This window comes from Nostoc sp., from assembly GCF_036916655.1.
In the GTDB taxonomy this organism is placed as follows: Bacteria; Cyanobacteriota; Cyanobacteriia; order Cyanobacteriales; family Nostocaceae; genus Nostoc.
On record NZ_JBALFY010000040.1, the window covers coordinates 21602 to 34154 of the forward strand.

The following is a 12553-nucleotide window of genomic DNA, read 5'->3' on the forward strand; positions in this document are numbered from 1 at the left end:
AGCTTTCAAAAAGATGTTGTGTGTTCAACATCGAAACTTTCTGATTCATTTACCTGGGATACCAGATAGATTCTATGGTGTGGGCGATATCGTTGGCGTATGCAGTTGCCGATTGTTGATTTTGATTATCCAGCAAAACGGTGACGTGTCCTAACTTTCGCCCAGGACGTGATTCTGTCTTCCCATACCAGTGAACGTGCGCTTGGGGAATTGCTGCTATTTGTTGGCGCTGGCTTTGGTAGTCGCTGTGAGAATTTTCATATCCCAGTAGGTTCACCATTACAGCACCAGGGCACTGCAAAGCTGGATTTCCCAAAGGTAAACCACAAACGGCTCGAAGATGCTGCTCAAACTGAGAAGTTTCGCAGGCGTCAAGAGAAAAATGCCCAGAATTGTGGGTACGAGGGGCAATTTCATTTACCAGGATTTTGCCATCAGCACGGATAAATAGCTCAATTCCAAAAATTCCCACTACTTCTAGGCTATTTAATAGAGTATGTGCGATCGCTTCGATTTCTGCTACTTGATTGGGAGTAATCTCGGCTGGCGCAATCACCCGCCGACACACTTGTTGTTCTTGTTGGGTTTCCACCACTGGATACGTGACAATTTCCCCATCCACAGAACGAGCTGCAATTATTGCTAGTTCTCTTTCAAAAGGGACAAATTCTTCTAATAAGAAAAGTGATTGATTGAAAGTTTTTGTTATGCTTTCATCACTTAGCTTTTGTTCTAAAGTAGCAAAATCCTGAATGATGAAAGTACCTTGACCATCATAACCATGACGGCGAGATTTGAGGACTGCTGGAAAACCTAGATATTCTATTTTGGATTTGAGATTTTCCACCTCGTCAAGGGCGAAAAATTGAGGAACTGGTAATCCCAAGTCGCGTAAATAGCAACGCTGATGATATTTATCTAAAAGAGGAGCTAAAGCTTCTAATCTGGGGCGGAAACAAACGCCTTGCTGTGCTAAAAAAGATAAAGCTTGCAGGTTAACAAATTCGTTTTCAAAGGTGATGACATCGCATTTTTTAGCTAATATCTCTGTAGCACTGGCGTCATCTACCGGAGCGAAAACGATTTCCTCAGCAATTGACACGGCCGGATCGTGAACGCTTGGAGTTTGTACTACTAATTCTACACCTAGCTTTTGTGCTGCATCCGCCATCATCCAGGCAAGTTGTCCGCCACCAATTACACCAACACGTTTCATTGACATCCTAGAGAATCACGAGTTTGCACGCCTGTTTTGGAATTCACACCACTGGCTTTACCGCACAGTTCTTTGATTTGCGCTCTATCCAAAATTGCATCTGTAAAATCTGCACCGTCTATATTTACATCATTAAAGATAGCGCGGAGCAAAAGAGCTTCTTTGAAAACTGCATCGCTCAAATCTGCCTTAGTCAAGTTTACCTGATCGACCATTGCATTCGTTAAATCGGCTCCGTGGAGATTTGCTTTTGTCATCACCGAAGCGCTCATGACTGCTCCCCGCAAGTCAGCGTTTGCAAAGTTAGCCAGTTCCATATTGGCGTTAGAAAACTCCGCAGCCTGCAAGCTTTCACCAGAAAAATCACGTCTTGATAACTCTGCATTACTAAATGACAGTGGATGAGTCCAATCTACTGCCAGTGCGGGATCAGCCACACACCAGATGATAATTCCCAGAAGGAACGCCAACCCTTGCCGAAGGATATCGAGAGCCAATTTGGTGTCTAATCGCTGCATTTAAGCTTACCGCATTTGAATGTTAGCAAGACTGATCCAATCTTGCTACTGAATTTGGGAGATGTGTATTTCTCTAGCTTAATATTTTGTAACGCAAAAAGGTTAGATGCGTCGCAGTTTGTAGACATGGCTTTTCATTATTAGCATTGATGGAGCGTAGTTTACCGCCGTAGGCATCGCACTCAATATAAGTCGGTATCGCGGTTCCCATTCAGATGCGGTACAACATTATATCGCGATATCGCGAGGTGTAGGGGCACGGCAGGCAGCATTGGTGTCAACTTAACGCGAAACCGCTTGCTTATCCGCCAGGAATTGAAATTCCCGTCTCATAGCTAAAGTCATCTGAAGATGACTAAATATCGCCACAAATCTCCAGTCTACTTCAGTAGACTTAAGCCTAAAAGCCAAAGAAATTTATTTCCGGGCGGGTATGGAAGCCAACAGTTAAGCTGAAGCTCCTTTTTAAAACCTCGTTTCCAGCCAGAGTCGGGAAATGCAACTCAAAAGCGGCTCTGCCGCGAGTTCGAGAGGCGGAGCCTCAAAGGCGAGCATTCCCAGTCGGAGACTGGGAACGAGGCAAAACGAGGCAAATCAAGGTTTTGTTTGTGTAGACGCGGTTTCTAACTGCCCGTTTCACGCAACTCAGCCCTCTTCATACATCACGCGCTTTGAAAAAATTATAGATAGCAAGGGCAATGGCTAAAAGCAACACTGCATGAATTAAATTTCCAGCAATATGAAGTGCCAGTCCCAATGCCCAAAAAGCAACCAGTACAACAACAATGCCCCAAATTATACTCAACATATAATATTTGCTCTGATTCAAGTAAGTTTTTATTTGCTCATATACTTTACTCCTACCTTGACTTTGATTCTATTTATCTTCAGAGAGGTATATAACTTTAAATCATCGCTCTTGAGAGAGAAAACTAATTTAACTCAGGTTGAAAACTAATTGAGGTCACGTTGCTTCTCTACGATGTCGCAGACAAGACTTGCTACGCGTAGCTTGCTTGTCAGGATACGCTATTGGTGAAGTTTGTTGATTTGTTCACAATTCTTCATTTTTAGATTTCAATTTCAAGATGTAAAGAGTTTTTTGAGCAGTAATACTTACCGAGTTATTTACAATTCTTGACTTTCAATTTTTCAAGTAAAGTTTGTTGTCTTTTAAATTCAATAGCCCCGATCAACTGTTAGTCTTTTAATTAATGAAAGCAAGGTTTGAGCGTAGTTATATTCGTCTCAATTGCTTAACAAAGCTTAAAAGTTCGATAGTTAGCGTTAATTTTATAGCGATTAGTTAGTTCTTCAGGAATCTCTAAGAGTTGACATTCACCAAGTACACAACTTCCACAAACCGAACTCCCAAACCCGATGATGAATCATTACTCACTTCAATGGATTGAGGCATGGTGCCAAGAGAATGGCTGGACAGATTTGTTTGTCGAGCGACGTAATAACTTCTGGGCTTTCCCTCCGGGTGGGGTAATGCCAGAACCGATTCCAGTTCATGCTCTCAGATTGATTAAAGCTGAAAATGGACTGACTTTTGAAGAACGATTGTGGTCAATGTCCGCAGTGATTGGCACAATTTTAGCTATTCTCTTTACTTTTTGGTTTCAGTCGCCGATGCCCTTAGTTTTAGCTTTCGCTTTGAACGCCGTTACGGTAGCTCAATTTGAACTTGAAGATGCCTAAATTTTTATTTTGGGCTTTGCGATTAAAAACTGCTCTTGTCTACTTTCAGCAAGAGCAGTTTTTAATTTAACAAGAAAGAATTCAGGAGTCAGAAAATAGAATTCAATTCTGAATTCTGTGCAACTTGCTACCTCTGCAAATAAACAAGCCACGCGCATCGTCTCGTAGAGAGCATCTTGATTCAGAATTCAGAATTCAATGATTTGTATAGCAAATGTCTAGTCTATTAGGACATAACAATTAGAAATTACTAACACCTCAAATCAGCTAGCAGGTACAGCTACCTTTGCGTGTTTGTTAACGTAGTCCACAAATAATTGTTTCAATCGGGGACTAATACCAGCGTGTTCAAAGAATCCAAAGCCCAGACTCTTAGCTTTTGCTAGGGTTTCTTCTGGTGTTAATCCTTCTTGGATAGCGATACTTAAGAGCGCAATTCCAGTTGAGCGCATCCCAGCAGCACAATGCACAACGGCTGGTTTAGGAATTTGTTCGAGTGTCGTGAGGATTTTGGTAATCACCTCTTCATTTAAATTTTTTAGATCCACCTTGAGTGGAACATTTTGATAATACAGCCCTAATGCTTCTGCTATTTTTTGCTCGTCCTTAGAAAATCCTAGCTCATCAGGCGATCGCAAATTTAGAACGGATTTAAAACCTTCTTGAATAGCTTGCTCAAGCTGTTTCGGTATGACTTGTCCTGTAGTTGTCAAGTTTTCGTTAATTTGTATGGCGTTGATCACATTCACTCCTTTTAACTTTCTAATGTCTTCCAGCTTGGTTAATACTCTAAGGGAGCAAGCCTTGAGAAGATATTCAAAATAAACACCGCAAAATTAGCTAAATATCACAAGATATTGCTTGATTACTTCAAAATTAGTCTTTTGAAGCCGATTATTTTATTGCTTTATCCATAATATACGGTTTGTCGATGGGTTTACTGGTGATTAGATGTTGTTATACTTTATCCCGATAAAATTACCGTAGATTATATTTCGGGAGCTATACTATTGGGGAGGTTGGGGGAGCAACTGAATCAAGATTTTCGTGAACAAGGGTATAAATAATGACTGCCATAGAACAAGTTCCTTTTCTATCCATTGGAATAGTATTGTTCCCAAATTTGACACAGTTAGATTTCACGGGCCCCTATGAAGTCTTTGCCAAATTGCCAAAAGTGCAATTATATCTGCTAGCGGAAACACTCGAACCAATTCGGAGTGAGCGCGGCCTCACCTTTTTACCTGACACCACCTTTGCTCAAGCCCCAGCCTTAGATGTGTTATTTGTGCCAGGAGGCCCGGGTATCAATGCCAAAATGGAAGATGAAAAGTTTCTCAACTTTCTCAAGACCCAAGGTAAACAAGCCCGCTACATTACAGCTGTCTGCACTGGTTCTTTGCTGCTAGCGGCGGCGGGGTTACTTCAAGGCTATCGCGCCACTACTCACTGGCGATCGCTGGATTTGCTTGAGATGTTGGGAGTTGAGACAGTTACAGAAAGAGTTGTCATCGATCGCAATCGGATTACAGGCGGCGGTGTGACAGCTGGCATTGATTTTGGGTTAGCGATCGCTGCTGAGTTGTTTGGGGAAGCAATCGCCCAAGGAATTCAACTAGCGATCGAATACAATCCCCAACCACCCTTTAACAGTGGTTCTCCCCAAACTGCCCCTGCGGCTGTACTTGCTCAAGTTACTGCTGCGAGTCACAATCTTCAAGAAATCAGAAAACAAATTGTCCAGCGCGTTGTAACTCAATTGCAAACTACTATCTAAGATCCAAAATGGTATAATCTGAATGCCAGTCCTGAACCTATGAGCGCTAACGAAATCTCTCTTCGACCTGCCCAGGAAACAGATGCCTGGGTGCTGAGTGCAATTCATATTGCTGCTATCAAAGCTCTGCCTGCAACTTTTTACACCCAAAAAGAACTTTTAGCTTGGCGTAATTACCGCAACAAAGCTGATGGTTCAAATATCTTGAAAAGTATGAAAGCGGAAACTTACTGGGTTGCGATCGAGGGAGACGCTATTGTAGGTTTTGCTAGTTTCATTGTTGATGAACTAATCGGGCTGTACGTCCATCCTAAATATCAAGGAAAAGGGATTGGCCGTGCTTTAGTTAAACATTTTTGTGAAGAAGCAACTAAGCAAGATGTAAGTAAAGTAATTACAACTGCTAGCCTTTATGCTGAGGGGTTTTATTTACGACTGGGATTTACTGCCATTGAAAGAGCGCCTCATTATTTAAGAAGTGGGATAGTTGTTCCAGTTACTAAAATGAGTAAAACATTAGCTCCTGCACCGAAATCAATTTGAGAGAGTAAAGATTTTCAATAGCTTTAAAAATGCTGGCATCACGATTATTTTTTCCCAAGTTACAACCGCTTTTTCTACATAACATATTATTGAAGTAAGTACTTGCCAGCATCAATGCATAAAACCATCCGTTCATCAACTCTTACCCGTACACGTTTGATAGAAGCTGCCTTGCAGGTATTTGCTAGTTTAGGTGTTCAAGGAGCAACTACCCGTGAAATAGCCCGTGTTGCTGGTGTGAATGAGGTGACTTTATTTCGCCACTTTGCTAGCAAAGAACAACTTCTGGGAGCAGTAATGAAAAATGCTTTGGCACTCCAGACAGAAGCCCTTGCACATCCCGAAGCCTGGACGCAGGATCTAAAAATTGATTTAAGACAGTATGCCTATCTTTACAATACGATGCTAGAGGCACAGGAAGACTTAATTCGTACCTTCATTGGAGAAGCCAAACGTCATCCTGAGGCAGCCAAACAAGTAATTCAAGAAGCTGCCAAGCCATTAGGGGAGAAACTGGTAGCTTACCTGCAATCGAGTCAGAAACGAGGCACTGTCAGAGCAGACCTCGATCCATTTCCGGCAGTAGATATGTTTACAGGAATGCTGTTAGCTGGAATGCTATGCCGCACTGTCAAATTCAATCAAGGCAACTATAGCTGTGAAGACTATATCGAAACCTGTGTAGATATTTTTGTACGCGGTATCAGTACTAATCCTCTGTCAGTTGTCAATGCAGATGTCAGCCATGAGCCAAATTAGACAAATGTAGAGACGCGATTTATCGCGTCTTGAAATACCAATCAGTAGAAAACTCAGGACTGATGACCAGTCAAGTAAAATTTGGTACTCTTAGCTTGGAATCACTGTAATTACGTCCGTGACCAAGATGAGTAGTTCAACAGCCCGATCCTACGCTTTCTTATCGATTGCAGCAGCAATCGTCACTATTGGCATAAAATTTGGCGCTTACCAGCTAACCGGGTCAGTAGGTTTGCTTTCAGATGCTATTGAGTCAATTGTAAATCTCCTGGCTGCATTGGTTGCTCTATGGGCCTTGACCTATGCTGAGAAACCAGCCGATGCCGAACACGCCTTTGGGCATTCTAAAGCCGAATACTTCTCCAGTGGTGCAGAAGGTGCGTTGATTATAGTGGCAGCCATTAGCATTGCTGTTGAAGCTTGGGGACGCTTGCTGCATCCAGAACCATTAACACAGTTGGGATTCGGGTTGGCACTCTCCCTATTTGCAACCGCAATCAACGGCGTTGTTGCCTTTATCTTGCTACGAGCAGGGCGACGGTTGCGTTCCATTACACTGAGGGCTGATGCTCACCATTTGTTTACCGATGTGGTGACTTCGGGTGGTGTGATCGTTGGAATCTTACTCGTCAAGCTAACAGGCACTCTCGTACTCGATCCAATTGTCGCCCTAATAGTAGCAGCAAATATTACTTGGACAGGATTTCGTTTGCTGCGGGAAACCAGTAGCGCGTTACTGGATGCAGCTTTACCTAAAAAAGAAATTGACGCAATCAAGAGCATCCTTAACGAGTACAAACGTCAAGATATCCAGTTTCATGCCTTGCGAACCCGTACTGCTGGAACCCGCCGCTTTGTTTCCTTTCATGTTCTTGTGCCTGGATCTTGGACAGTGCAACAAGGGCATGATTTATGCGAGGCAATTGAGCTTGCTATTCTTGGGGTGCTGCCTTCAACTCATGTTACAACTCACCTAGAACCTGTAGAAGATCCAGTTTCTTGGGACGATTTGGAGTTGGAGCGTCCGAGCAATCAGCAAATGCAAGATATAAATTGAAGAAGAATGCAGAATCCAGAATTCAGAATTCAGAATCAAGACGCTTGTTCGCGTAGCGTGTCGCAGACAAGACTTGCTTTTTGCGTTGCTATCTGCCAGTCATACAAAAAAGATTGCTGTTGGCGGATAGCTAAGGTTTAGCTTATTCTGACTCCTGATATCATGTTCGACTTGATGCTTATGTCATTGCGTTCGCGTAGCGTCTCGTAGAGAGCGGAGCGCAGCAATCCCAAACCTTTGCGATTGCTTCATTCCACTTCGTTGCATTCGCAATGACATATCGTAAGTGATTTACAGAACATGATATGACTCCTGAATTCTGTTTGATAAGAGATTAATTGCATTGTTACCGATCGCATCTCTCATCAATTAACTTGCGATCGCTTATAGCAGGTGGTTACGCGATCGCAACTGTTTTTTTACGCGAAGGACGCTTGCGATCTGATTTTTTCTTCAGTCCTACTGCTTGAGCTTGATCGCTATCTGAGCCATATTGCCCGCGTACAACTTCTTTCATCGCTAATACAGCATTATGAAATTCCCACTCTGCTAATCGGGCAGCATCAGCAGCCGCACGGTATAAAGCTAGTTTCTCAGTTTCGGCTTGCTGAGAAATCAACATCGTCTGATAAACTTCCTGTAAGTTTGCAGTTGAGGCATCAGCACGAGTTGTGTTGTAGGTGCTGACCGTTTGCAAGCCGTGGAATGAGTCAATATCTTGACTAATAGTTTGAGGACGTAAACGGCGTGTTGTGTCTTGGATAGTCATAGATGTATACAGTAGTTTAATGTATATTTAATGTACCCATTGCGACTAATAAATCTATCAGTAAGACAAAATTTTAAATTGGGCAATCTTAAAAAAGAGTAAGTTTTTGCAATTCATCGATTGGCATTGTGAATGCATCGACTTGCATTGTGAATGCATCAACTTGCATTGTGAATGCATCGGCTTGCATTGTGAATGCATCAACTTGCATTGTGAATGCATCAACTTGCATTGTGAATGCATCAACTTGCATTGTGAATGCATCAACTTGCATTATTAATGTATCTTGCGGAGTATATTTCAAAACACACCTTAGTTAGAGTCTCTATGTCAGATTGCCGTGATAGTATACGGCTCATTCCTGTTGTTACTTGATAGGAGACAATTATGGAAATCAGTAGACGCAGCTTATTAAAAACTGCTTCTGCTTTGGGATTAGTGGCAGCAGGATTTGCAGTTTCGGAAGGATTTTTGCAACCGATTCTCGCTCAAACAAAAACTGTTGATGAAAATACTCAACTGTTAGCCCAAAGTTTGGCTACTCCAACTTGACATGGCGAAATGTTATATCGCAACCTCGGACGCACCAGAGAACAAGTATCTGTGATTGTCTTGGGGGATATCACATTGGAAAAATTCAATAAGAGCAAGAAAGTATCAAGTTAAATCTAAGGAGAACATTGATTATGTCCAACTTCAAAATACTCTCTACTGGTTTAGTAGCGATCGCCTTATCTCTGGCGACTGGTTGTACACCAACTACTCCCCATGACCAGAGTACATCTGAAGTTCCATCTGCTGTACCTGTACAAAGTACTGAGACTGCATCACCAACTCCATACCCAACTACCTCACCAACTACATCACGGCAAAATAAACTCAGTTCTTTAGACAGAAAGTTCGTGACTAATGCCGCTCAAGATGGTTTAGCGGAAGTTCAACTAGGACAACTGGCATCACAACGTGGAACCAGTGATGCAGTAAAACAGTTTGGACAGCGTATGGTTCAAGATCATACCCAGGTAAATAATCAACTCAAACAGTTAGCGATTCAAAAAAGTGTCACGCTGCCAACTGCTATCGGTACGACAAATCAGCAAGCCTTGCGACGCTTATCCGCACTTTCTGGTGCTAAATTCGATCGCCTATATATAAATGAGATGCTTCAAGGTCATGAAAAAGATGTCTCCGCATTTCAGAATGAAGCTCAAAAAGGACAAGATCCAGATGTGAAAGCATTTGCGGCTCAAGCGCTACCAACCCTCCAACAACATCTGCAACAGGTTCGTGCCATTGCTAATTCTGGAAGTTCAACTAGCACCCCAACTCCAACTAGCACCCCAACTCCAACCACTACCCCGTGAAACAATACAGTTCAAAGCATATTTTCTTTTCCTTTGCGTCTGCTGTGCGTACTACTGCAAAGAAGCAAAATACGCGTAGCGTGAAGACTGCATAAAAAATACTCAACTACTTCTTATTGTGGGGTGGATGTCTCGCCGTTGGTGTCAACTTAAGCTAAAAGCCGAAGAATCAGTTCGCTTTAGAAATCGATCATTTTGCAGATTGTGTGATTCACAACAAGCAGATTAGATACCACTCGTGGCCCACTCCCAAAATGCTGAAGTAAATATGTGCATACCGCAGTTATGACAACCTCTGCTTGGAGTCCGCTCCGTAAATCTTTGTTTCGCGATCGCTGGATTGCCTCAATTGTCTAGCAATTGGTAGTATTGTTTGGGGTGCGGCGGCAGAACATTGGGGAACGCCAAGTGCCTTATTCGTTGCTGCCCTTGGCTTAATTGGAGGAACTTTCACCGCGTGGCGTTACCCGTTGCTATCAGGAAAACTTGATTTAGCTCCAGCATTACGACGAGCTGAACCGCTAGTAGTAATTGAATTGCAACCAGAAGAAGGGCCTGTTTTAGTCACACTTGAATATTGTATTAACCCAGATCAAGCAGAGGAATTCATTGCGGCAATTCATGCCCTGCGAGTAGTGCGGTTACGAGATGGTGCGATTCGCTGGGGTATCTTTCATGATACATCTGTGCCGAATCGGTACTTAGAGACATTTATTGTCGAGTCTTGGGTAGATCATTTACGCCAGTATGAACGCTTTACGGTAGCAGATCGAGAGATTCGCGAAAGGGTTTTTGCCTTTCATCAAGGCAAAGAACTTCCAGTTATTTCTCACATGATTTATGCTCACCAATCCTAAGCAGCACGATGGGTAGCAGCAAGGTTATATGTAATTCCGATCGCGATCGAGCCGCAGTGATTGCAGCTGACTTCTGAATTCTTCTTCAATTCTGCACGATTCGCTAACGAAGCTACTCAAGAGGCGACGGTTTTAGCGATCGCTGTATCAATTGCTTTATCCCAGTTCGGCTGTTGTTTGATCAGTCCCAGACGAGCCAGTAGTTGCGATTGTGTGACAAGTTCTTGGCGGTATTCCTGATTAGGCGGCTCAAACAGTAAGTTACGACGACCCAAAGTCAAAGCTGCGGCCTCTGGTGAAAGCTTATTCTCTTTAACTAGGATATCCACCGCCGCCTGACGGTTATCTTGAACCCAGGTTAGCGCTTGCTTATAGGCTTGAAGAAACCGCTGTATTGTCTCTGGGTTTTGTTCTATGTACTCTGTGCGCCCAAACAGAGCGACATAGTTCAACACATAGTCGCCACCATCTACTAATGGAACTACTTCTTTAGCAACTTCAGCACTGGCATAAAAAGGGTCCCAAGTTCCCCATACATCGATCGCACCTGAAAGTAATGCGGCTCTACCTGCATCGTTTTCTATCTGAACCCATTGCACATCAGTGTCTTTTAGTCCAGCCCGTTCTAGTACTTGTACTGCAAAAAAGTAGCTTTTTCCCGATGGGTTGCCGATTTTCTTACCCTTTAAATCAGTTACCTTCTTGATGGGTGAGTTAGGTAAAACTAGCAATCCGTGAGTCTTTGGGCTGCGTTCAACTAAGGCGATGACACGGATAGGCTGACCCGCAGCGATCGCAGCTACAGGTGTACCCCCTAAACCTAAATCTAAAGCTCCAGCAGATAATGCTTCGGTCACTGGCTTGAGCGAGAGTAGGCGACGGTACTCAAAGCTGGTTGATTGTCCTGCAAATGCCTTCTCTAAGAATTTTTGTTGCCGCAGCGCAAATACTGCAACATAGGGTGGCTGAAAGCCTAGACGTAGCTTGCTTGCACTTTTGCTTGTCGCCGCCACAGGAGCTACACTAGGCGTTGTTGATGGGGCATTGGCAATCTTTCCACAGGCTGCCACGGCTGCTGTTGATATGCCCATTCCTAGTAAGTGACGGCGTTTAATGCTCATATAAGTTGCACTACTAATCTACGGCAAGTCGATTGACTTACGGATGTTGGCAACTAATATTGACATAGCTACTAGCAAAAAGCAAGACACTAGTACCGCAAGGCGGAATCATAATCATGGTTAAAGACTTATTATTTAGAGCGCAGGGGGCAGGGAGCAGGGGGAAAGAGGTTTTTCCGATTTTTGCACAGATGCAGTAATCACTTGTGATTAGCCGGACATGATATCAAAAATTAATACTTAGACTTTTAAAACAATCTCTAAGGGAATTCCAAATCAAAAAATATCCAATTAACTCTTGTGGGGTGGGCGTCTCGCCCGCCCAGTCTGTATGGCGAGGATGCCCACCCCACAAGATAAATACCAGCCTATTTACAAAAATCAGGATATATGAAAATCTTAAAAGGGAAGGTTGTCAGTGGTTTTGGAAACTTTTCTTACTGGATTGAGAAACTCCAGGAATATTACTTGAGAAAAACGGGAATGAAATTCTTCCCTGGAACTTTAAATATTCATTTAGATCGACCTTACTATCTGCCAACGAATGTAATTCGTCTGGAAAAGGAAGAATATGGAGGCACTGTTTCTGTGAGCATTGTTCCCTGTAAAATATTTGGCAGAGATGCTTTTATCTTAAGAACAGATAAAAATAATACCGAAAATGGAGATCATCCGAGAACAATTATTGAAATAGCTTGCGATGTGAAACTTCGAGAGCTATATAACCTTAAAGATAACGATTTGATTGAAGTTGAGATTCACGATGTCAGATTTATCTGAATTAAAAATCTGTTTGGAGATGAAGCGTTAATCCATTACGCGACCGTATTTTTGATCCGCAACATGGCAAATTTATATATTGAATCGT

16 protein-coding genes are annotated in these 12553 nt (G+C 42.8%); 9 read left to right on the forward strand and 7 right to left on the reverse strand.

Features of this window, described 5'->3' with window-relative positions; genetic code table 11:
* Window positions 1-49: 49 nt before the first annotated feature.
* The 3 genes from V7L31_RS11185 to V7L31_RS11195 all read right to left on the reverse strand — a co-directional run bounded on the left by V7L31_RS11185 (window position 50) and on the right by V7L31_RS11195 (window position 2542).
* On the reverse strand, window positions 50-1216 hold the full coding sequence (locus V7L31_RS11185; RefSeq protein WP_334696308.1) for a 5-(carboxyamino)imidazole ribonucleotide synthase: 1167 nt from the start codon (window positions 1214-1216) through the stop codon (window positions 50-52).
* On the reverse strand, window positions 1213-1734 hold the full coding sequence (locus V7L31_RS11190) for a pentapeptide repeat-containing protein (protein WP_334696280.1): 522 nt from the start codon (window positions 1732-1734) through the stop codon (window positions 1213-1215). The genes V7L31_RS11185 and V7L31_RS11190 overlap by 4 nt, the downstream gene beginning before the upstream one ends.
* Window positions 1735-2389: 655 nt before the next feature.
* Window positions 2390-2542, reverse strand: coding sequence for a lmo0937 family membrane protein (locus tag V7L31_RS11195; RefSeq protein WP_334696281.1), 153 nt, complete (start codon window positions 2540-2542; stop codon window positions 2390-2392).
* A 572-nt stretch (window positions 2543-3114) separates the two neighbouring features.
* Between V7L31_RS11195 and V7L31_RS11200 the strand changes: the two genes are divergently transcribed.
* Window positions 3115-3438 (forward strand): hypothetical protein, encoded by a 324-nt coding sequence (locus tag V7L31_RS11200; protein WP_334696282.1) that lies wholly within the window; start codon window positions 3115-3117, stop codon window positions 3436-3438.
* Window positions 3439-3701: 263 nt separating this feature from the next.
* On the opposite strand, the gene V7L31_RS11205 is transcribed toward V7L31_RS11200, so the two are convergent.
* Window positions 3702-4181, reverse strand: coding sequence for a beta-lactamase hydrolase domain-containing protein (locus V7L31_RS11205; RefSeq protein WP_334696283.1), 480 nt, complete (start codon window positions 4179-4181; stop codon window positions 3702-3704).
* A gap of 323 nt (window positions 4182-4504) precedes the next feature.
* Here V7L31_RS11205 and V7L31_RS11210 point away from each other — a divergent pair, with 323 nt between their 5' ends.
* The 4 genes from V7L31_RS11210 (at window position 4505) to V7L31_RS11225 (ending at window position 7574) form a co-directional block, all read left to right on the forward strand.
* On the forward strand, window positions 4505-5215 hold the full coding sequence (locus tag V7L31_RS11210) for a DJ-1/PfpI family protein (protein WP_334696284.1): 711 nt from the start codon (window positions 4505-4507) through the stop codon (window positions 5213-5215).
* A gap of 39 nt (window positions 5216-5254) precedes the next feature.
* Window positions 5255-5758, forward strand: a complete 504-nt coding sequence (locus V7L31_RS11215; protein ID WP_334696285.1) for a GNAT family N-acetyltransferase — start codon at window positions 5255-5257, stop codon at window positions 5756-5758.
* A gap of 114 nt (window positions 5759-5872) precedes the next feature.
* On the forward strand, window positions 5873-6517 hold the full coding sequence (locus V7L31_RS11220; protein WP_334696286.1) for a TetR/AcrR family transcriptional regulator: 645 nt from the start codon (window positions 5873-5875) through the stop codon (window positions 6515-6517).
* 127 nt (window positions 6518-6644) lie between these two features.
* Window positions 6645-7574 (forward strand): cation diffusion facilitator family transporter, encoded by a 930-nt coding sequence (locus V7L31_RS11225; RefSeq protein WP_334696287.1) that lies wholly within the window; start codon window positions 6645-6647, stop codon window positions 7572-7574.
* Window positions 7575-7971: 397 nt separating this feature from the next.
* On the opposite strand, the gene V7L31_RS11230 is transcribed toward V7L31_RS11225, so the two are convergent.
* Both V7L31_RS11230 and V7L31_RS11235 read right to left on the reverse strand, forming a co-directional pair.
* Window positions 7972-8343, reverse strand: coding sequence for a hypothetical protein (locus V7L31_RS11230; RefSeq protein ID WP_334696288.1), 372 nt, complete (start codon window positions 8341-8343; stop codon window positions 7972-7974).
* 88 nt (window positions 8344-8431) lie between these two features.
* Window positions 8432-8647, reverse strand: coding sequence for a hypothetical protein (locus tag V7L31_RS11235; protein ID WP_334696289.1), 216 nt, complete (start codon window positions 8645-8647; stop codon window positions 8432-8434).
* Window positions 8648-8730: 83 nt separating this feature from the next.
* Between V7L31_RS11235 and V7L31_RS11240 the strand changes: the two genes are divergently transcribed.
* From V7L31_RS11240 to V7L31_RS11250, 3 genes are all read left to right on the forward strand, one after another.
* The gene (locus tag V7L31_RS11240; protein WP_334696290.1) at window positions 8731-8895 is read left to right on the forward strand and encodes a twin-arginine translocation signal domain-containing protein; all 165 of its coding nucleotides are present in this window, start codon (window positions 8731-8733) and stop codon (window positions 8893-8895) included.
* 134 nt (window positions 8896-9029) lie between these two features.
* Entirely contained in the window at window positions 9030-9707 is a 678-nt protein-coding gene (locus tag V7L31_RS11245) for a DUF4142 domain-containing protein (RefSeq protein WP_334696291.1), read from the forward strand.
* A 368-nt stretch (window positions 9708-10075) separates the two neighbouring features.
* Window positions 10076-10564, forward strand: coding sequence for an MFS transporter (locus V7L31_RS11250; protein ID WP_334696309.1), 489 nt, complete (start codon window positions 10076-10078; stop codon window positions 10562-10564).
* Between the two features lie 116 nt (window positions 10565-10680).
* Here the strand turns inward: V7L31_RS11250 and V7L31_RS11255 are convergent, their stop codons facing one another.
* On the reverse strand, window positions 10681-11685 hold the full coding sequence (locus V7L31_RS11255) for an ABC transporter substrate-binding protein (RefSeq protein ID WP_334696292.1): 1005 nt from the start codon (window positions 11683-11685) through the stop codon (window positions 10681-10683).
* 390 nt (window positions 11686-12075) lie between these two features.
* Here V7L31_RS11255 and V7L31_RS11260 point away from each other — a divergent pair, with 390 nt between their 5' ends.
* Window positions 12076-12465: a DUF120 domain-containing protein gene (locus V7L31_RS11260; RefSeq protein WP_334696293.1), complete on the forward strand. Its 390-nt coding sequence runs from the start codon at window positions 12076-12078 to the stop codon at window positions 12463-12465.
* Window positions 12466-12553 lie beyond the last annotated feature (88 nt).

What these genes read in the sequence shown, in the direction of transcription:
- V7L31_RS11185 (WP_334696308.1), bottom strand. Translation starts at nt 1,216, where the DNA reads ATGAAACGTGTTGGTGTAATTGGTGGCGGACAACTTGCCTGGATGATG.
- V7L31_RS11190 (WP_334696280.1), bottom strand. Translation starts at nt 1,734, where the DNA reads ATGCAGCGATTAGACACCAAATTGGCTCTCGATATCCTTCGGCAAGGG.
- V7L31_RS11195 (WP_334696281.1), bottom strand. Translation starts at nt 2,542, where the DNA reads ATGTTGAGTATAATTTGGGGCATTGTTGTTGTACTGGTTGCTTTTTGG.
- V7L31_RS11200 (WP_334696282.1), top strand. Translation starts at nt 3,115, where the DNA reads ATGATGAATCATTACTCACTTCAATGGATTGAGGCATGGTGCCAAGAG.
- V7L31_RS11210 (WP_334696284.1), top strand. Translation starts at nt 4,505, where the DNA reads ATGACTGCCATAGAACAAGTTCCTTTTCTATCCATTGGAATAGTATTG.
- V7L31_RS11215 (WP_334696285.1), top strand. Translation starts at nt 5,255, where the DNA reads ATGAGCGCTAACGAAATCTCTCTTCGACCTGCCCAGGAAACAGATGCC.
- V7L31_RS11220 (WP_334696286.1), top strand. Translation starts at nt 5,873, where the DNA reads ATGCATAAAACCATCCGTTCATCAACTCTTACCCGTACACGTTTGATA.
- V7L31_RS11225 (WP_334696287.1), top strand. Translation starts at nt 6,645, where the DNA reads ATGAGTAGTTCAACAGCCCGATCCTACGCTTTCTTATCGATTGCAGCA.
- V7L31_RS11230 (WP_334696288.1), bottom strand. Translation starts at nt 8,343, where the DNA reads ATGACTATCCAAGACACAACACGCCGTTTACGTCCTCAAACTATTAGT.
- V7L31_RS11240 (WP_334696290.1), top strand. Translation starts at nt 8,731, where the DNA reads ATGGAAATCAGTAGACGCAGCTTATTAAAAACTGCTTCTGCTTTGGGA.
- V7L31_RS11245 (WP_334696291.1), top strand. Translation starts at nt 9,030, where the DNA reads ATGTCCAACTTCAAAATACTCTCTACTGGTTTAGTAGCGATCGCCTTA.
- V7L31_RS11255 (WP_334696292.1), bottom strand. Translation starts at nt 11,685, where the DNA reads ATGAGCATTAAACGCCGTCACTTACTAGGAATGGGCATATCAACAGCA.
- V7L31_RS11260 (WP_334696293.1), top strand. Translation starts at nt 12,076, where the DNA reads ATGAAAATCTTAAAAGGGAAGGTTGTCAGTGGTTTTGGAAACTTTTCT.